This is a genomic window from Paenibacillus sp. P4_A9 (genome assembly GCF_056402415.1).
The window spans coordinates 1-17,862 of record NZ_JBFUHL010000079.1 but is presented as its reverse complement, the minus strand read 5'-3'; the positions used below and the strand labels follow the sequence as shown (position 1 = coordinate 17,862).

Annotated in this window: 21 protein-coding genes; 9 read left to right on the top strand and 12 right to left on the bottom strand. The window is 44.8% G+C overall.

All coding sequences use genetic code 11. The annotated features are described in order from the left end of the window. The 6 genes from AC1DVJ_RS27010 to AC1DVJ_RS26985 all read right to left on the bottom strand — a co-directional run. Nucleotides 1-94: LacI family DNA-binding transcriptional regulator (locus tag AC1DVJ_RS27010; RefSeq protein WP_477595255.1), on the bottom strand; the 94-nt coding region annotated here is incomplete at its 3' end. A 99-nt stretch (nucleotides 95-193) separates the two neighbouring features. After that, the gene (locus AC1DVJ_RS27005) at nucleotides 194-1,498 is read right to left on the bottom strand and encodes a 6-phospho-beta-glucosidase (RefSeq protein WP_477595253.1); all 1,305 of its coding nucleotides are present in this window, start codon (nucleotides 1,496-1,498) and stop codon (nucleotides 194-196) included. A gap of 18 nt (nucleotides 1,499-1,516) precedes the next feature. Next, nucleotides 1,517-2,500 (bottom strand): N-acetylglucosamine kinase, encoded by a 984-nt coding sequence (locus tag AC1DVJ_RS27000; protein WP_477595251.1) that lies wholly within the window; start codon nucleotides 2,498-2,500, stop codon nucleotides 1,517-1,519. After that, a complete protein-coding gene (locus AC1DVJ_RS26995) occupies nucleotides 2,497-3,495 on the bottom strand; it encodes a LacI family DNA-binding transcriptional regulator (protein WP_477595249.1) in 999 nt (332 codons plus the stop codon). Before AC1DVJ_RS26995 ends, AC1DVJ_RS27000 begins: the two co-directional genes overlap by 4 nt. Before the next feature lie 174 nt (nucleotides 3,496-3,669). Continuing rightward, on the bottom strand, nucleotides 3,670-4,266 hold the full coding sequence (locus tag AC1DVJ_RS26990) for a hypothetical protein (RefSeq protein WP_477595247.1): 597 nt from the start codon (nucleotides 4,264-4,266) through the stop codon (nucleotides 3,670-3,672). Nucleotides 4,267-4,457: 191 nt separating this feature from the next. After that, a complete protein-coding gene (locus AC1DVJ_RS26985; protein WP_477595245.1) occupies nucleotides 4,458-4,688 on the bottom strand; it encodes a DUF6953 family protein in 231 nt (76 codons plus the stop codon). Between the two features lie 188 nt (nucleotides 4,689-4,876). Here AC1DVJ_RS26985 and AC1DVJ_RS26980 point away from each other — a divergent pair, with 188 nt between their 5' ends. Then, on the top strand, nucleotides 4,877-4,996 hold the full coding sequence (locus tag AC1DVJ_RS26980; protein ID WP_084224581.1) for a sporulation protein YjcZ: 120 nt from the start codon (nucleotides 4,877-4,879) through the stop codon (nucleotides 4,994-4,996). Nucleotides 4,997-5,061: 65 nt separating this feature from the next. Here the strand turns inward: AC1DVJ_RS26980 and AC1DVJ_RS26975 are convergent, their stop codons facing one another. Then, the gene (locus AC1DVJ_RS26975) at nucleotides 5,062-5,907 is read right to left on the bottom strand and encodes a stalk domain-containing protein (protein ID WP_477595242.1); all 846 of its coding nucleotides are present in this window, start codon (nucleotides 5,905-5,907) and stop codon (nucleotides 5,062-5,064) included. A gap of 197 nt (nucleotides 5,908-6,104) precedes the next feature. On the opposite strand from AC1DVJ_RS26975, the gene AC1DVJ_RS26970 reads away from it, so the two are divergent. From AC1DVJ_RS26970 to AC1DVJ_RS26950, 5 genes are all read left to right on the top strand, one after another. Beyond that, complete coding sequence (locus AC1DVJ_RS26970; protein WP_477595240.1) at nucleotides 6,105-6,743, top strand: YktB family protein; 639 nt, start codon at nucleotides 6,105-6,107, stop codon at nucleotides 6,741-6,743. Between the two features lie 110 nt (nucleotides 6,744-6,853). Continuing rightward, on the top strand, nucleotides 6,854-7,534 hold the full coding sequence (locus tag AC1DVJ_RS26965; protein WP_477595238.1) for a hypothetical protein: 681 nt from the start codon (nucleotides 6,854-6,856) through the stop codon (nucleotides 7,532-7,534). A gap of 172 nt (nucleotides 7,535-7,706) precedes the next feature. Beyond that, nucleotides 7,707-8,435, top strand: coding sequence for an ABC transporter ATP-binding protein (locus AC1DVJ_RS26960; protein WP_477595236.1), 729 nt, complete (start codon nucleotides 7,707-7,709; stop codon nucleotides 8,433-8,435). Then, complete coding sequence (locus AC1DVJ_RS26955) at nucleotides 8,432-9,463, top strand: ABC transporter permease (protein WP_477595233.1); 1,032 nt, start codon at nucleotides 8,432-8,434, stop codon at nucleotides 9,461-9,463. Before AC1DVJ_RS26960 ends, AC1DVJ_RS26955 begins: the two co-directional genes overlap by 4 nt. 38 nt (nucleotides 9,464-9,501) lie before the next feature. Next, a complete protein-coding gene (locus AC1DVJ_RS26950) occupies nucleotides 9,502-10,161 on the top strand; it encodes a TetR/AcrR family transcriptional regulator (protein ID WP_477595231.1) in 660 nt (219 codons plus the stop codon). Between the two features lie 69 nt (nucleotides 10,162-10,230). Here the strand turns inward: AC1DVJ_RS26950 and AC1DVJ_RS26945 are convergent, their stop codons facing one another. Both AC1DVJ_RS26945 and AC1DVJ_RS26940 read right to left on the bottom strand, forming a co-directional pair. Then, complete coding sequence (locus AC1DVJ_RS26945; RefSeq protein WP_477595229.1) at nucleotides 10,231-11,400, bottom strand: MFS transporter; 1,170 nt, start codon at nucleotides 11,398-11,400, stop codon at nucleotides 10,231-10,233. 33 nt (nucleotides 11,401-11,433) lie between these two features. Beyond that, entirely contained in the window at nucleotides 11,434-12,699 is a 1,266-nt protein-coding gene (locus tag AC1DVJ_RS26940; RefSeq protein WP_477595227.1) for an MFS transporter, read from the bottom strand. A gap of 172 nt (nucleotides 12,700-12,871) precedes the next feature. Here AC1DVJ_RS26940 and AC1DVJ_RS26935 point away from each other — a divergent pair, with 172 nt between their 5' ends. Both AC1DVJ_RS26935 and AC1DVJ_RS26930 read left to right on the top strand, forming a co-directional pair. Then, the gene (locus tag AC1DVJ_RS26935) at nucleotides 12,872-14,341 is read left to right on the top strand and encodes an aminotransferase class I/II-fold pyridoxal phosphate-dependent enzyme (protein ID WP_477595225.1); all 1,470 of its coding nucleotides are present in this window, start codon (nucleotides 12,872-12,874) and stop codon (nucleotides 14,339-14,341) included. Between the two features lie 85 nt (nucleotides 14,342-14,426). Further along, nucleotides 14,427-14,846 (top strand): DUF1885 family protein, encoded by a 420-nt coding sequence (locus AC1DVJ_RS26930; RefSeq protein WP_477595223.1) that lies wholly within the window; start codon nucleotides 14,427-14,429, stop codon nucleotides 14,844-14,846. 62 nt (nucleotides 14,847-14,908) lie between these two features. On the opposite strand, the gene AC1DVJ_RS26925 is transcribed toward AC1DVJ_RS26930, so the two are convergent. The 3 genes from AC1DVJ_RS26925 to AC1DVJ_RS26915 all read right to left on the bottom strand — a co-directional run bounded on the left by AC1DVJ_RS26925 (nucleotide 14,909) and on the right by AC1DVJ_RS26915 (nucleotide 16,912). Continuing rightward, nucleotides 14,909-15,223: a DUF1292 domain-containing protein gene (locus AC1DVJ_RS26925; RefSeq protein WP_477595221.1), complete on the bottom strand. Its 315-nt coding sequence runs from the start codon at nucleotides 15,221-15,223 to the stop codon at nucleotides 14,909-14,911. 90 nt (nucleotides 15,224-15,313) lie between these two features. After that, nucleotides 15,314-15,931: a stalk domain-containing protein gene (locus AC1DVJ_RS26920; protein ID WP_477595219.1), complete on the bottom strand. Its 618-nt coding sequence runs from the start codon at nucleotides 15,929-15,931 to the stop codon at nucleotides 15,314-15,316. Nucleotides 15,932-16,012: 81 nt separating this feature from the next. Next, on the bottom strand, nucleotides 16,013-16,912 hold the full coding sequence (locus AC1DVJ_RS26915; RefSeq protein ID WP_477595217.1) for an alpha/beta hydrolase: 900 nt from the start codon (nucleotides 16,910-16,912) through the stop codon (nucleotides 16,013-16,015). A 137-nt stretch (nucleotides 16,913-17,049) separates the two neighbouring features. Here AC1DVJ_RS26915 and AC1DVJ_RS26910 point away from each other — a divergent pair, with 137 nt between their 5' ends. Then, entirely contained in the window at nucleotides 17,050-17,802 is a 753-nt protein-coding gene (locus AC1DVJ_RS26910; RefSeq protein WP_477595215.1) for an MBL fold metallo-hydrolase, read from the top strand. Nucleotides 17,803-17,862 lie beyond the last annotated feature (60 nt).

Below are 17,862 nucleotides of genomic sequence, written 5' to 3'. Positions count from 1 at the left end.
CCTCTTGGATGAGCGGACTGTTGTTCAACGCTCTGGAAACCGTTGTGTGCGATACACCCGCGAGCTTCGCAATATCCTTAATGGTTGCGCTCATGCCTTCACCTCTATCTGAAGCATATCACATCTATGCACACGTTAACAATAGTCTTTTTATGATGCAAAAAAACTCCCTTCTCAGGGAGTTCTTCACGTATTATTCTTTGAAAAAGGCCGGTAAATACGGACGATTCTGCTCTAGCATCTCATCCATCAATGTCTTGGCAACGGAAACAGAAGGCACTAGCGGATGATGAACGAGTGCCTGAAGAACAAGGTCACGACTTCCCGTGACAGCCGCTTCAATTGTTAATTGCTCGTAGGTTTTGACCGCATGGATAAGTCCCTTCACATGCTCAGGAACCTTGGTTAACCCCATGGGTACGGGTCCTTGACCTGTCACGACGCAATTGACTTCAATGCAGGCATCGTTTGGCAAGAAATCAATGATCCCATTGTTACTAACATTCAACGTCTGAATGTCCCGTCTATCATTATAGAGCGAGATCATTAGATTCACTGCGGCTTCTGAATAATAGGCGCCGCCGCGCTGTTCTATTTGTTTCGGTTTCTCCTGTAAATTAGGATCCTTATATAGCACAAATAGTTCATCTTCTACGCGTTTGACAACTTCAGCTCGCGTGCCGTTCTCCTTCAGCGAAGCCAGTTGTTCTTGAAGCATCACGTCCTTCAGATAGAAGTACTTCAAATAGTAGGAAGGCAGCGCTTCAAGTGAGCGGAGGAAATCGGCATCCCACTCGGTTGCGGGAACATTCTTGCCGCTGTAATCTTCTCTTTTATCTAGAAGTTCACTAAGTTTATCTTCACCGTTAATCTCAGCACGAGTCACCCAGTGAAGATGATTTAAACCGACGAACTCGGTATAAATCTGCTCCGGCGCAGCGTTATATTTCTTCATCAACCATTTGTGCAAACCGATTGGCGCATTACATAGGCCTATGCTTTTCACCTTCGAGTGTTTATGAATCGCCTCTGTTACCATTCCTGCTGGGTTCGTAAAATTCAAAAGCCATGCATTCGGACTTAGCTCCTCGATATCCTTGCAAATATCTAAAAGCACAGGAATCGTCCGGAGCGCTTTCATCATCCCGCCTGGCCCCGTCGTTTCCTGACCAATTACACCATATTTATTCGGGATATGCTCATCCCATTTGCGAGCTTCCAATAAGCCTACACGCATTTGTGTACTTACGAAGTCTGCATCTTTTATCGCTTCACGGCGATCTAAGGTTAAGTATACATCGATTGGCAAGCCTGACTTTTCGATCATTCTTTTCGCCAGATTACCGACGATTTCCAGCTTATGTTTACCCGCCTCAACGTCAACAAACCATAGCTCTTTGACAGGCAGCTGCTCGTAATTCTTAATGAAACCTTCCACGATTTCCGGCGTATAAGATGAACCTCCACCAATAATTGCAATTTTCAAGGCACCTTTCATTCCACTCACGTCCCATCTCTAGTTTATAAGTATGTCCTCATAATTTGAAATTGTTTTAAGATTAGCGTAGGCTTCCTCGCTTAGAGCATGTCCCTCTGCTTCCATCGCAAGCCAAACAGCGCCTACAACCGGTTCAACACTTAATTTCACAACAGTTGCTTGTGGCGCAACAGCCAGAACCGCTTGTTCGATGTATTGATGAATAAAGGTACCTTTACCTCTGGTGACTACACTCCCAGCAAGGACAACGTCAAATTGTTCATCTTGCATGCGAAGTCGCTTAATTACCGCAGTCGCAGACTTGCCCAGTTCTTCGCCCTGAATGCGTAGAATACGCAGCGCCACTTCATCATCTAGCTTAGCGGCTTCAAATAATAGCTTGGTCAGATGTAATGGAATGAGCTTTTCCTGATCCATGAAATCATCAAACATGTCATCCACTTTTGAATAGCCAAGTCCCTTAAGTACGAGATCCGTCAGCAAGGTAGGGCGTTCACGGCCATCCCATGCGCGAATGACCGAACGAAACGCTTCAACAGCCAATGTCCCTCCTCCGCCAAAATCGCCGAACGCATAGGTAAAGCCTCCGCATTGGTAAAATTCCCCTTGACGGTTTTTTCCTGCGCTATTCGTACCGCTTCCACATATCAATACAACGCCGAATGGCTGTGAAGTGCCTCCACGCAACGCAATCATCGTATCGCAATCGATCGCATACTTGGCAAATCCAAGCTCCTTGATCAAGGGGCGAAGCACCTCATAATCGATAGGCCGGTCTGCGCCTGCTAATCCAAAAAAAGCAAAGGTAATGTCAGCGCGCGTTAAATTTGCCGCTTGTAAGGCCATCTCGACTGAGCTGGTAATGTTGTTTCTCGCCCGATCAACCCCTAGTTGGTGATTGCCATTTCCACTATGCCCTTTGCCAATAACCTGCCCATTCTCATTCGTTACAAGGGTATATGTTTTGCTGCCTCCTGCGTCTACGCCCAAATAATACGTCATCTATGCTGTCTCCTTGCCGTAGTTTGTCTCACCACTAACTCTGGCATCAATTTTATCGTTTGATGTGTTTCTGTTACACCGTCAATCCAACGCATTAATTCCTCTACAGCCGAGCGCCCAAGCTCGATAGCAGGCTGACGCACAGTTGTTAAATACGGACGAAATTCGCAAGCGAATAATTGATCATCAAATCCTATGATCGAAATATCATGCGGGATTTGGTAGCCTACTGTTTTACATGCATCCATAAAGCCAAGTGCAATGTAATCATCTGCCGCGAACACAGCGGTTGGCATTTTCTCGTTACGGATCCAAGTATCTGCAATTTCGTAACCAGAGGATATGCTAAACTCCCCTTGCTGAATCCACAAATTGTTCAAACCCGCTTCTTGCATGGCGTAAATGTATCCTCGTTCCCGTTCCGCACTACTCAAAAACGGTTGAGAACCTCGAATATGAGCGATTTCCGTATGCCCAAGCTCAATCAAGTGCTTGGTCGCCTCATAGCCTCCCTTGAAATTATCTATAATGACGGAGGATACGGATTCATGTGTTTGCTGATTATCGAGGAGTACAAATGGGATTTTCTTTTTGCGCAATTCAGCAACATAAGCGTCTTCATTCGTTGGAGATACGACAATGAGTCCATCCACGCGATCCTCTTGAAATAATGAATTCTCGAAGGATGTGAATACATCACTCGAGATCGATAAGGCAAGGAAGTAACCTCGCTCTGCCAAACGATCGTTCATTTCCTTAACTACGGCATCAAAGAAAGAATCATTGAGATTGGAGATGGCCACACCGATAATGCCAGTCTTTCCTCTTGCTAAACTGCGGGCAGCTGCATTAGGTTGGTAATCCAATTCTTTCATTGCCTGCAGGACCTTCTGTCTGTTCCCTTCTCGCACCGTACCAGCTTGATTAATAACACGAGAAACAGTGACCACAGATAAACCACTCTTCTTCGCTACATCGAATATACTTACTTTCATGTATTCAGCTCCTGTGATTCTCCGAAAGTATAAGCGCTTTAACTTTTATAAAAAAATTATATGCGAAGCTTCTTGAATACACAAGTCAAAATTCCGCATCCCCTAAAAACACACAAAAGAGAGTCCCGTATACGTTCATACAGGCTCTCTTTTATCCCAGCACACTATTCATTCTCACATCTCCAATAGAAGCATTTCTTGTCTCATCTCAATCAATTTGACTTTACTTTCCATCGCGGCCTTGGTATCCCCGGATGCGAGTGCATCTTGCAGCGTAGCTAGTTCATAATCAAGCTCCATTCGCAAAATAGGGATGCGTTCATCCGTCCTCTTCGATCTTAGTGCTTGCATGACTTCTTCTACGGTCACAGCAGGCTCCTTCTGATACAGCACCTTATGCTCGATTCCGCTAATCTCTACCATGCGGATAATTTCTCCGAACATAATATTCTCAATGAGAATTTGCCGATCCTTAAATCTTTTAACTACAGCATGACCGYGTGTATCTCCGATCAGCTTCTCCATCATTTCAGCCAGCTTTTCATCCTTAAATGAATAATTGCCAACAATTTTATACTTCTCGCCAATTCGTTCGAATTTCAGCTTTATCAGCTTGCGCCCAGTTCGAATAGAAATGATAAACTGAAGTTCACTTTCATTCCAGTACAGCGAATATCCTTCTTGAATAAGTGCTTTGATGAAGTTCCGGATTAGCCGGCGATCAAATCGTAACTCTAGGTTGCAATACTCCACTTCATGACTCTTACTCACGGCAATCCCCTCCATAATTGGCGCAATACCATTTATTTAAATATTCAGACAACTTGTGTTCTTACAGTTATCTTATTATGAATTCTATGTTTTAGCAACTTGGATTATGGATATTTTTTTAAAAGAAAACGCACAAAAAAGCCGATGCCTGTTTGCCATCAGCTACAGCCCATGTTCAGTCAAAACTATGATTAATGCCAGCCCCAGAAAAAGCCATCGCGTTCCCATGCGGCTTTACCGCCATGCAATTTTTTGAAGGTTTTCTTAACCTCTTTGGAAATCGCTTGATTGCCATTGTCATTGACATAAATATAGGATTCCCCAAAATGCTTAAGAATATAGTCAACGGCGTCCTTCTGATACAAAATTCCCGCCGATTTCAGTTCATTAAGCATCCACTCTGCAACCTCGTTTGCTGTCATCCTTTAACCATGCTCCCTTCAATGTCCATTCGATCATTATACCACATATCCTGGCAAAATCCGCACCTGACTAGGGACACGAGCACAATCACTTGAGATGTCGTCAATGGCCCATTCCATCCCGTACATAAATCCATATGCTATTTCGAAAGTGGCTGAACAGGTCTTAGACAGAGAGGGTGAATGATATGGGTTATGGCGTAGGTGGAGTTGGTGGCGCTTGTGGCGTTGGCGGCGGTTCGGCAGCTGCAGGAGTTTTGGTACTTTTCATTTTGTTAGTTATTATCACTAGTGCTTTCGTTATTTAATACTCATCCGATACAAAAGGGCAGCCCCTTCCTTCAGGAGCTGCCCTTTTAGTTGGTTACCTCGTTCACTTTCCAGCCTCGATGTCTTCTTTTGAGGAACTTTGTACAGAATACTCTACATTCGAATCGGCCTTGGTTATTTGATTTAACTTGATGGTCGTTCGATAGAAATGACCATTATCTGACATTAAATAACTATAAGTATTTTCTTCTGTCAATTTATCAATGATGATAGGATTCGACATGATGACAATATCACTCAATTGTAAATACCGGAATTGATCTACAAACTCTTTCAATACTTTCAGCTTTTTCGGATCCTTCTCTCCACTTACGACGAATGGTTCGTAATTAGAATAGGACATTTGCGGAGGTTCATATCCCCAAACTTTACTCAATTCCGCCTCGCTAACATATAGCTGCTCCGTATATTTCTCCTTCGCTTTCCGCAAGCCATCCGTGCTAATGCCCATTCGCTCAATATCGCTTAACCGATAATACGTTTGATCTCCTCTATTTATCAGCACGGGATACGTGGCCCCACGAAAATCCATATATTGCGCATACGGGTATTGCAGCACAATTTCGGAATAATTCGTTTGATTACCCTCTGTTGGCTGATTCGGATTCACCCGCGAATTCACATAAATCGTCTTCGTACTCTCCGCCCAATTGACAACAGCACCCAGATAGCCAGCTAATTCCTTCACAGGCAAATAACTCGAATTATTATAAATCAACGGCGGATTTGCAAGCTGTACGGCTTGTCCATTGACGACAACCTTATAATCACTTCGGAGATACGCATCGACACGTTGAAGCACATCCTGTGCATATACACCTGCCCCGAAGCATGTTCCCATTAGTGTTCCGATGATTGCAACTTTTGACCATTTCGGCATCTTCTTCATAACCATTCCTCCTGTACCTTTCCAAAGCTCGTTGACTGTAGAATTCGACAAATTCCTGAATTTCCCTGCTCGATTCGACAATTTCAATCTTTTGACCTATGTAAACCTATCTACGAAACTCCCCCATGCATTGCGGGAAGGGTTCATTTGCTTTAGAATAATTGAAAAACATGCATGTGAAATGAGGATCTCTTATTATGAGTTTTATAGGATTTACACAACACGATTTCGATACCTTTTCTATCGAAGGGTTAGACGGGCGTATGGCTGCCATTCGCGAAAGAATTCAACCTAAATTTAAAGCGCTAGGTGATCTTTTAACAGCAGAATTATCCGTGCAATCTGGTACAGAGATGTTCCTGCATATTGCCAAGCATTTACGTCGTAAAATCAATCMCCCTGTTGATACCTGGATGRCAATCTGCCCTAATAAGCGCGGATACAAGCAGGTTCCTCACTTCCAAGTCGGACTTTTTGATGATCGCGTTTTTATCTGGCTTGCACTTATCTATGAACTTCCGAACAAGGGTAATATCGCAAAGACGTACATGAACAATTTAAAGCAGATTCGCGATGAGATTCCTGCTGATTTCCTTCTATCTTTTGATCATATGAAAAAAGATGCAACACCCGTGTCTAAACTCGACACGACGGGCTGGAATGAAGCCCTTATTCGTTTCCGGGATGTCAAAAAAGCCGAGCTGCTCATCGGTAGAAACCTCAGCTTCGATGACCCTGTGTTAGCTAATCCCGCAGAACTCGAGCGCTTGATCGAACAAACCTTCGAAAAACTATTACCTTTGTACAAGCTTGCAGTGGACACGCCATCACTCTAATTTCAGCAAAAATTTATGTTAAATTAAGGTTAAATTCAACTAAAACGAGGCATTCCTGCGCAGACTAAGTCCTGTATTTCCGAATAACAGGAAAGGAGGCCTCGCATACATTGGAAAACATCAACATGAGAAAGCTGCTTATCAGCTCGATCGCACTCACCTGTATCTTGGGTGGGAGCCTTACGGCTGTCGCACAAAACCCTGATTCTGACGAGCAGCCAACCGCTAGGTGGCAACAAACTGATGAGCATGGACAAGGCGGACATCATAAACGGAAGTGGCCCATTATTGAAGAATCCGCCACGGTTATCGGTGTCGACAAAGAAGTCCTCTTCAAATCGCTAAAGAGCGGTAAAAGCATTGTTGAATTCGCCGCAGAAAAAGGAATCTCGGAAGCTGATTTAACCGCGAAGCTCCAACAAATGCGGACGACGAAGATTGAAGCGGCCGTGAAAGATGGCAAGCTAACGACGGATCAAGGCGATCACATGAAGCAAAAGCTCGGGGAGCACCTCAAGTTCATTCTCAATGAGAAGAACCTGTTAGCGCATCATCCCGGACACGGCAAGCACAAATTCGGATTAAAACCAGATACGGAGAAACTCGCCAAATCGCTAGGCATGACGAAGGACGAGCTCCGAACGCAGTTGCATGCTGGTAAGTCTTTGGCTGAGATTGCGCAAGCGAAGGGTATTTCCAAAGACAAGTTAGTGGTATCCATCAAGGATCAATTAACACCATCCATCGAGAAGTGGGTTGATCACAAAATGGAACCAAAGGCGAAAAAGTAAGTTTCAAGAGAATAACAAAAGGGGCATTCTACGGAATGCCTCTTTTTTGCTATCTTATTTTCGGAAAATGAGTGATTACTCACTTCTCAATGGCATACATTTGTCGTATGATGATTGCAGATTAAAAATGAGTGATTACTCACTTTACTATTATTCGAAAGAGGTGCAGGCTATGACGTCCGCCACATCGATTCAAGTGCAAGGGGTCAGCAAGCAATTTGGAGAGAAAACGGTTTTGAAAGATATTACACTTGCGGTACCTAGTGCGCGAATTTTTGGACTCCTGGGTCCTTCTGGATCTGGCAAAACAACGCTTGTACGTATGATCGCAGGTATTGACACCCCTACATCCGGTCAGGTGCACGTGCTCGGCCAGAAGATGCCACAGCTCTCTATGCTCTCGCAAATCGGCTATATGGCACAATCAGATGCCTTATATGCCGAGTTAACTGCGCAGGAGAACCTGGCGTTTTTCGCAGCCTTATATGGACTCAAAGGAACCAAAAGTAAGCAACGTATTCAAGCTGTCATGGAGCTTGTTGATTTAAGCGATCATTTGAAAAAGCAAGTCAGCAACTATTCGGGCGGAATGAAGCGACGCTTATCACTTGCCATTTCCTTGCTTCATGAGCCAAGCATACTCATTCTCGATGAGCCGACGGTAGGGATTGACCCTGTCTTGCGTAAATCGATATGGCAGGAGCTAACGAATCTGAGCCAAAAGGGTACTACCATTCTTTTGACCACACATGTCATGGATGAAGCCGACAAATGCCATCAGCTGGGCATGATTCGTGACGGCAGTCTTACTGCTATAGGTACGCCAGAGGAGTTAAAGAAAGCAACCTCCTCCTCCACCATTGAAGAAGCATTCCTAGTGTATGGAGGTGCTACCGCATGAGAATTCGGGCCATTGTCATTCGCATCCTTCGCCAATTTTTCCATGATAAACGCACACTCATGATGATGCTGGTTGCCCCCATGCTCATCTTGTTCATGATGTCCTTAGTATTCAACGGCAACACTTATGCCCCTAAGCTCGGAGCCGTTAATGTCCCTGCCCCACTTATTCAGAAGCTGCAAGAGTTGAACGCGGAGGTTACCGTCTATTCAGCAGAGGAAGCCCAATCGGAATTGAATAATGTCAACTTAGATGCGGTGATTACCATGAATGGAACTACGCCGCAACTGACACTGGAAGGCAGTGATCCAACCAAGAATAAAGCTGTACTCTTCTTGATGCAAAAGGCATTACAGAGCGCAGCCCCCGCTGGCACCGCAACAGCTCTCACACCTACAATAACGTATTTACACGGTGCAGCTGATATGGCCGCTTTTGATAATTTCGGCCCCGTACTCATTGGATTCTTTGTCTTCTTTTTCGTATTCCTGCTATCAGGTGTGTCGTTCTTGAGAGAACGTACCGGTGGAACCTTGGAACGATTACTCGCTACCCCTTTACGTCGCTGGGAGATCGTTGTCGGATATATTCTTGGCTTCGGAATCTTTACCACCTTGCAAGCTACACTTATTGCTTGGTTTGCAACCAGTGTACTCGGCCTTATGTTGGTAGGCTCCTTCTGGTATGTCCTGCTTATTACCCTGTTGCTCGCTCTGTCTGCACTCTCCTTGGGAACGCTGATTTCTGCCTTTGCCAACAATGAGTTCCAAATGATTCAGTTCATTCCACTCATAATTGTGCCTCAGGTATTCTTCTCCGGCTTGTTTAGCTTGGATACGATGTCCGTATACCTGCGCTGGATCGGTCATTTGATGCCGTTATATTACGGAGCTGACGCCTTGCGGAATATTATGATTCGCGGCGCAGGCTGGGATCGCATTTGGCTCGATGTGCTCGTACTTGCGTCATTTACACTTGTCTTTATGATCTTGAATATTGTGGCATTGAAGAAGCATCGTAAGATATAATGGATGGATTTCTATGAACAGATATAGAGGTGAATGCAATGTCCGATATCGAGCCGTGGTTAACTGAACTGCTGCGTCTGAACGACGAAGAAGAGAAAATGACCGATAAACAGATTAAGATTGTTCAAGCCGCCGTGGAGATTTTCTCTGAGAAAGGTTTTGCAGGCTCCTCAACGAGCGAGATTGCCCAGAAGGCTGGCGTTGCGGAAGGCACGATCTTTCGTCATTACAAAACAAAAAAAGAGCTGCTTCTCTCGATCGTAGCTCCCATGATGACCAAACTCATTGCTCCGTTTGCGGTTAAAGATTTCACCAAGGTCTTGGAAGCTGATTATCCAAGCGTTGAATCATTCTTACGTGCGATTACCGTGAATCGATTAGAATTTGCTCGCAAACATTTTCCTGTGATCAAAATCTTCATGCATGAAATTCCGTTTCACAACGAGCTTCGCGAACAATTTAAAGACATGGTAGCTGTTCAAGTATTGGAAAAGGCCTATAAAGCGATACGGCATTTCCAGAATCAGGGTCAAATCATTGACCTCCCTACACCCACTACGATGCGGCTGATTGTTTCCACGATTATCGGGTTTCTCATTGCCCGTTTTCTACTAGTTCCCGATGCCGAGTGGGATGAAGAGAGAGAAATTGACTATACCGTCAATTTCATTATGTACGGCTTATCACCTCGGTTATAATAAGCGCAAACAAAAAGCTGCACATCCCTCTCCTTCAGGAGAAATGGATGTGCAGCTTTTTTTCACTAGCTAGACCGCTCGCTGCGCAGTAGTTTGGCGATCAACCAGAATGAAGCGCTGCAGCAGCAAGATCGCAGCTAAGCAGAGCACGCCGCCGATGATGAACGGCAGCGAATGCGCGATCGCGAACGCCGCTCCGCCAAGGAGTGGGCCTGCGATGCGGCCCAGGCTGTCCATGGAGGAGCTGAGGCCTGTCGCGACGCCTTGTCCAACCTTCGTGCGCTGTGTAATCAGCGACGTCACACACGGTCTGATCAGCGCGTTCCCTGCGCCGAAGACCGATAAGTAAATCGCAGCGGTTACGACGCTGCTGGAGTACAGCAGCAGGAAGAAGCCTGCTGCTGAGAGCAATAAACCGATGCCGATGACGAACTGCTCGGCACCTTGCTTCACAAGTCGGCGTACAACGCCGCCCTGGATCAAGGCACCAACGATGCCGCTCGCGAGGAACATCATCCCAATGTCAAACGGCGTGGCGCCGATTTTGTTCATTTGATAATACTGAAGCGTGGCCTCAAGTCCTGCCAATGTGAAAGAGACGAAAAACGATAACACATACAGATATTTAGATGCACCATCGAATGCACTCCAGCGGGAAGGCGCTTTTTCCTTCGAGGATCTGCGCTTGTCCACCGTCAAGGATTCTTTGAGAATCGCAGCAGCAAATAGGAATGAAGCAAAAGATAGCACGGCAGCCACGAAGAACGGGGTGTAAGTCCCCCATTTGCTGACAATCCCGCCAACGGCAGGTCCGAAGATAAAGCCTAAGCCTATCGACATCCCAACCATACCCATTCCCTTGGTCCGATTCTCTGCCGTTGTAATATCCGCTACATATGCTACAGCACAAGCCGTTGCCGCGCCTGAGAATAAGCCGCCAAGAATACGGGATACATACATGATCCATAGCTGATCATTCGCAAAGCCGAATATCAAGAAGCTCACACTAAAGCCTAATAATCCGATTAGGATAATCGGTCTACGGCCAATACGATCTGATAAGCCGCCCCAGATCGGAGACATCAAGAAGGAAGCCGCAGAATACACCGATAAGAGTAATGCGTTATGAAACTTCGATCCTGCTCCACTCACGACTTCCGGCAGCACAGGAATGATAATCCCAAATCCAATAAAGATCGTCATCAGCAACAACATGATGATTCCAATCTGTTTATTCATGATGCGTTAAGCCTCCAAACCAATTCATTTTCCTTATCGTACCATACCTTTTTTGGGGATGGAAATGAACATTTGAAGAACAAGCAGTAAGGCGAGTACAAAGCCGCTCGTCAGGAATGGCGCGTGATACCCATATACGTCCCATAGCTTCCCAGAGACGATAGGGCCTACGATCATCCCAAGCCCTTCAATCGTCAGGAAAAACCCCCAAACTGCCCCTCTTTTCTCAGGAGGAATAGCGGAAGCAATCAGTGCATTCCATGATGGAATAATGAATGCATATCCTGCGCCAAGTACCGCCACCAAAGCGTACAGCATCCCCATCGATTTCACGTAAGTAAAAAGCAGGAGTGCTGCCGAACTAAGCGTAAATCCGATGAGTAAAAAAGGGCGAATCCCCAAACGGTCTACCATTTTGCCCATTGGAATCAGAAAAATGACCGTTACCGCACCGCCAGCGATCAAGAACATACTGTATTGAAAGGAACTAAGCTGCAATACATCTTTCGCATAAAGCGTTAAAATGGGTGTTAGAATCCCTAGTGCGAACGTCTGCGCAAACATAGCGGGAAACATCAACGGACTAACCGACATTGATTTGCGAACCTCGCTTAAATAGGTAGACACACTATTCAACCAGCGATGTCTTTTTACTTGCCCCGACATAGTAGTGACCTTCTTCTCTTCACGACTACCACTCTGTACGCCTACTGCCGGCTTACGCGGAAGCATGAGAGCGACAAGGACGACCAACGTCATACAGCCAATTAGCAGCTTGAATGCAAAAGCGTAGTTATTTTCGCCAACGAAGAAATTAATCGCCACAGGACCTAGTCCCACACCAGATAGCCATGCCATATAAACCACACTCATGATCGTTGCTTTACTATCATCTCCTGCTACCTCTGTCGTTCCCGTGATTACACAGGGCCATAAAGGTGCCGTCCCGAACCCAAGCAGCGCACAACCGATAATCATCCAGCTATACTGGGTTGTGATTGCCATAATGATAACAGACAGGAATGTCAATAAAACACCTGTTAGCATAGTTACACGATATCCAAGCCTATCAATGATCCACCCAACGGGTGTACGTAATACATTATCACCAATATATTGGGCGGCAAGCGTCCATCCGATTATAAAAGCAGAAGCACCAAGCGTCGTTTTCATATAAACCGGCAAAATGGTTAAAAGTAACGCTCCCTTTACAAATTCGACGACAAACATAATAATTAACAATTCCATCACAAATGGGGAAAATAACCGATTTTTCCGCCATTTTTGCATCCAAATCATCCGATTTCTCCTTTAAATTGCCTATTTACACATCTGACTGTTAGTTTGACCCCGTTTGGAGCAAACTATTTTGAAAAAATTAACTTGCATGAAATCTCTAGTTTGATATACTCATTTTGTTTGTTGCAACTTTAGGACAAGCAATCCACGATAGAAGGGAAGCGATAATCAGGTGGATCATACCCGTACACCCCTGTTCTCTGCATTGCTTGCGCATGCGGAAAGAAATCCAATTCAGTTTCACATTCCTGGTCATAAAAAAGGAGTCGGCATGGACCCGGAGTTTCGCGCTTTCATCGGCGACAACGCCCTGTCCATCGACCTCATCAATATAGCACCGCTAGATGATCTCCACCAACCGATGGGCGTCATCGAGGAAGCTCAGAAACTGGCGGCTCATGCGTTTGGCGCGGATCATACGTTCTTCTCCGTACAAGGCACAAGCGGAGCGATTATGACGATGATTATGACGGTCTGTTCCGAAGGCGATAAAATTATCGTGCCGCGGAATGTCCATAAATCCGTACTAGCCGCAATTATTTTCATTGGAGCTAAGCCAGTCTTTATCCAACCTGCTCGCGACAAGAACTTAGGTATTGATCATGGCATACCGACCCGCTCCGTCCGCCGTGCACTCGAGAAACATCCAGACGCGAAAGCCGTGCTTGTCATCAATCCGACTTATTATGGCGTATGTACGAACCTCAAAGAGATCGTTGATCTGGTTCACAGCTATAACATCCCAGTTCTTGTTGATGAAGCGCATGGTGTTCTTACTCATTTCCACGAAAAGCTGCCAATGTCCGCGATGGAAGCTGGCGCTGATATGGCTGCTACGAGCGTACATAAGCTTGGCGGTTCCATGACGCAAAGCTCAGTGCTCAATGTCAAAGGAAATCGTGTGAATCCGAAACGAATCCAGACGATCATCTCGATGCTGACAACGACATCGACTTCGTACATTTTACTCGCTTCATTAGATACATCTCGCCGACATCTTGCTATTAATGGACGCGACATGGCAGAACGTACAATCGAGCTTGCTCACTATGCGAGAAAACAAATCAACGAGATTCCTAACCTTTATTGCTTCGGGGAAGAAATTCTCGGTGAAGAAGCCACTTACGCCTATGATCCTACCAAAATCTGCGTACACGTCCGTAAGCTAGGCGTCACGGGCTTTGAAGTAGAAAACTGGCTGCGCGATCACTACAATATCGAAGTTGAGATGAGTGACATGTACAATATCCTCTGTCTCTTCACTCCCGGAGATACGCAAGAGAATGTCGACATCTTACTAACGGCCTTAAGAGAACTGTCACATATCAATGATGATGTTGCAGAAGTGAAAGAAGTTGTCATTAAGGTTCCTGCTATACCGCAGCTAACCCTGACACCGCGCGATGCTTTCTATGGCGAAACTGAAATTCTGCCATTCAAAGACTCGGCTGATCGTATCATTGCTGAGTTCATTTATGTATACCCGCCTGGCATTCCGATATTGCTTCCTGGTGAAGTCATTACACAAGAGTTGATCGACTACATTGTTGAACATGTGGAAGTCGGATTACCTGTCAAAGGGCCCGAAGACCGCAGCGTTCAACAAGTCAAAGTCATCGTAGAAACACAAGCGATCTTCTAAGGGTTCTACCACGAGGGATATATTGTAAAACCGTTTACATGATGCTATGATATGGGTGATGTTTTGCGAATGAGGTGATCAAGGAATGGCTCAAAGCGCTTATATTAAATTCGTAACAGGATCCACTGTGGCCGCACTTACCTTGGATGAACTCAAGGACAAGCTGCTGCATTATCGCGATCAACTCAGCCATACAGCCAAACAGCTTGGTTGGGAGTATGACGAAGCCGGATTCCCCTATACGATTGAGACGAAACCGGAAGGCGAAGGCAAATGGTTTTATCTGAAAGGCATCAATCCCTTATACCATGCGATTGTGGTTGGGGTCGGTTCTGAACAAAACCAGGAGCAAGAGCGCCAGTACGTGCAATTCGTATTACCCGACAATGCCACACATGGTGACAAAAGCAAGGGTAATGAATTCTGCAAATATCTGAGTAAACTTCTGAAAGCTGAACTTCATCTATTTAACGGTAGAATTATGTACTTCAATCCAAGAAAATGAATAAACACAAACAGAACCCCCCTAACAGATCACTCTGCTAGGGGGGTTCTTATGTATAGCTCTTATTCTTCGCCTTCTTGAGCCACGATTTCATTGTAAATCGTTACTACACGTTCCCACTCTGCTTCATCTTCAATGTTGACGAGGAAAGCATCTTCGTCCTCTTCTTCAACGCGGAAAATGACGCCATCTGCTTCAGGATCATTACGATCAAGTAAAACAGCATACGCTTGCTCCTGAGATTGGAAGGTATATACCATGACCATTTCATGTTCTACACCGTTCTCGTCCGTTACGATAAAAACATCTTCCCCTTGCTCGTCGTGATCGTGGTCACAGTCCGGGCCGTGCACATGATCATGCTTCTCATCGCTCACAGGCAGAACCTCATTTCATAAAGTAATAAGTTACTTAAATATCCTAACATTTTCATAATAAGAGGTCAAACCAGATAACACCTTCTTGCTTTACTCGGATTGAATTTGCTTTTCCGAAACGACCGAATACTCGCTGCTTCCACTTTGCTGCATAGCAAATTTAACAACATACGTGCCAGCTTCGTCAAATGAAACGCCATATAAAGGAACTTTCAACCAAAACGACTCTTTGGAATCTGAAATTGATTTCTCTACAGGGGCAATCACATTGCTTCCACTTGGAGAAACAATAGAAACGCGTACGGAATTAATGCTCGTTTTCAAGTTATCCACTTGTGTAAATACAGTGAAGTTCACTTCATCTCCTCGTGCGACAACACTGAAAGGAACGATCGATGAATCCTTACGAACTTCCGAGGTAAAGAACATATGTACATTCGGTTTGAACAAGTAGGCCGTTTTACTCGAATCCTCCCACTTTAACAAAGCCTGTAAGGCATCGCTCATTGCACGTAAAGGCAACACTGTCTTGCCGTCCACAATGAGAGGCGGAACATCAGAATCTCCGAATTCCTTCGTTTCATTGTTAATGACTAGCCTGGCGATATTATATCCTTTATATTCCCCCCATATCGACGAGGCTACCACCGCAGCCGTACTTAAAACAAAGAACACAACCATCAATGTAAAAATGCGCTGAACTTTCATCTCTTTTTAACCTCCAACCTCGTTAGTCATCTGTCTGTCTGCATCTTTATACGCCGATGGTTATGAAGAGTTGCGATGATTTTATAATTTTGCAATAAAATTCAGAACACGCGCAATATACGTTTCTGTTTCCAGCTGAAAGGAGCCTACGTGCCCCGCATTTTGTGTGAGCCATAGCTCAAAAGCTTCAGGATGTCGCTCATACATTTGGACACTATTCTCGAAAGGAATAGCAGGGTCGTCCTGACTATGAATGAATAACACAGGCCTTGGCGCAATACGATCGACGGCAGCTAATGCATCAACGGCATGTGGATTTACACCGATCAGCTTCGGCAGAATAAATAAAATCAGAGGTGTAAAAGGGATTCGCGGGAGCTTAGACCACACAGGTAGATTTTCTTTTAGGTAGGGACTTAATTGACTAAAAGCACTGTCCGTAATGACACCTGATACGGCTTTCTCTTCCGCTGCAGCCATTAAAGATGAAGTGCCGCCCATGGAAAAACCAAGTAAAGTAATTTTCGTTGGCCAGCTAGCGTGCGTGTTCACCCAATCTATCGCCCCGAGAATATCGTCCTTTTCTAACAAACCTATCGTCGTTGTCTTCCCTTCAGAAAGCCCTGAATTTCGAAAATCGAACATGAGAACATGATGACCTGTGCGCACAAGCGCCTGAGCTAACGACAAAGCAGGGAGTCCCTTCTCCAGTCGTGTTCCCGCATATCCATGAGACATGATGACAGTCATGGCAGCAGATGCGGATGGCGCGTTAGGGGACTTCAGGTACCAGCCATCTAGCATGACACCTGGCGTCCGGCTTGGAAATTTAACATCGATGCGTTGCATGAAATAATTTTCGGGTGTATCATCTACAGGTTTCCGCTCTGGGTGGGTTAACTGCCATCCTACATACGTTGAAAGTCCGATTAGACCTAACAGGATGAGCAAAATTATAAGTGATATAAGCAACCAATTCATTGAGAAATCAACACCTTCTATTCGAGTACTTTCGCTTTACGTTTTTTGTAATTCCCCATATATTAGGTTGAAAGTCAGCAACCTCCCATGTTACATTAGAAAAAGATGGATTTTTGTCGAAAATTGGAGGCTGCTGAATGAGTTTGCAAATTCAAATGTTGGGAACCGGCAGTGCCTTTTCCAAAATGTATTACAATACGAGTGCATTAATCAGATCATCGAACGCCAATACGCTCATTGATTGTGGATCTACTACTCCTAAATCACTTAATGAAATCGGTATTGAGCTGGACCAAATAGATGGTATCCTCATTTCGCATATTCACGCTGACCATATTGGCGGCCTTGAAGAAGTAGCCTTTCGTTTGTTCTTTAATTATAACAGGAAGCGAACGAAGCTTTACTTAACTGAGGAATTAGCACATATGCTTTGGGAGAATGCCTTAAAAGGCGGCCTACATAATCCCGCGGAAGGCTTCAACCAGCTCCAAGATTATTTCGAACTTGTCTTTCTGCAAGAGAACATACCTTTTGAAATCTCACCTGAGCTTAATATTGAAATCATACCTACACTTCATATTCCCCTGAAACTTAACTATTCGATCTTTATCAATCATCGAACATTCTATAGCGCGGACATGCAATTTAATAAGGAACTACTTATCAACGAGATCATACACACTAGAAATTGTCACACCATTTTTCACGATTGTCAATTAAGTGGACCGGGTTTTGTTCACTCAACATTAGACGAACTTCTAACCCTTCCAGAAGAGATTCAGAAACTCATTTATCTGATGCATTATGGCGATCAAATGCCGAACTACATTGGCCAAACGGGTCACATGACCTTTATCCACAAACATGACATCATCGAAATCTTCGATTAATCTAAATTCCCGCCCCAAGCCTTGAGAATATTTATTCTCAAGGCTTTTTTTCGATAAATT

Coding starts and splice junctions, on each gene's coding strand:
- AC1DVJ_RS26955 (WP_477595233.1), top strand. CDS start 8,432: ATGAGAATTCGGGCCATTGTCATTCGCATCCTTCGCCAATTTTTCCAT.
- AC1DVJ_RS26915 (WP_477595217.1), bottom strand. CDS start 16,912: ATGAATTGGTTGCTTATATCACTTATAATTTTGCTCATCCTGTTAGGT.
- AC1DVJ_RS26920 (WP_477595219.1), bottom strand. CDS start 15,931: ATGAAAGTTCAGCGCATTTTTACATTGATGGTTGTGTTCTTTGTTTTA.
- AC1DVJ_RS26985 (WP_477595245.1), bottom strand. CDS start 4,688: ATGACAGCAAACGAGGTTGCAGAGTGGATGCTTAATGAACTGAAATCG.
- AC1DVJ_RS26960 (WP_477595236.1), top strand. CDS start 7,707: ATGACGTCCGCCACATCGATTCAAGTGCAAGGGGTCAGCAAGCAATTT.
- AC1DVJ_RS26950 (WP_477595231.1), top strand. CDS start 9,502: ATGTCCGATATCGAGCCGTGGTTAACTGAACTGCTGCGTCTGAACGAC.
- AC1DVJ_RS26980 (WP_084224581.1), top strand. CDS start 4,877: ATGGGTTATGGCGTAGGTGGAGTTGGTGGCGCTTGTGGCGTTGGCGGC.
- AC1DVJ_RS26940 (WP_477595227.1), bottom strand. CDS start 12,699: ATGATTTGGATGCAAAAATGGCGGAAAAATCGGTTATTTTCCCCATTT.
- AC1DVJ_RS26930 (WP_477595223.1), top strand. CDS start 14,427: ATGGCTCAAAGCGCTTATATTAAATTCGTAACAGGATCCACTGTGGCC.
- AC1DVJ_RS27005 (WP_477595253.1), bottom strand. CDS start 1,498: ATGAAAGGTGCCTTGAAAATTGCAATTATTGGTGGAGGTTCATCTTAT.
- AC1DVJ_RS26910 (WP_477595215.1), top strand. CDS start 17,050: ATGAGTTTGCAAATTCAAATGTTGGGAACCGGCAGTGCCTTTTCCAAA.
- AC1DVJ_RS26995 (WP_477595249.1), bottom strand. CDS start 3,495: ATGAAAGTAAGTATATTCGATGTAGCGAAGAAGAGTGGTTTATCTGTG.
- AC1DVJ_RS26945 (WP_477595229.1), bottom strand. CDS start 11,400: ATGAATAAACAGATTGGAATCATCATGTTGTTGCTGATGACGATCTTT.
- AC1DVJ_RS27000 (WP_477595251.1), bottom strand. CDS start 2,500: ATGACGTATTATTTGGGCGTAGACGCAGGAGGCAGCAAAACATATACC.
- AC1DVJ_RS26975 (WP_477595242.1), bottom strand. CDS start 5,907: ATGAAGAAGATGCCGAAATGGTCAAAAGTTGCAATCATCGGAACACTA.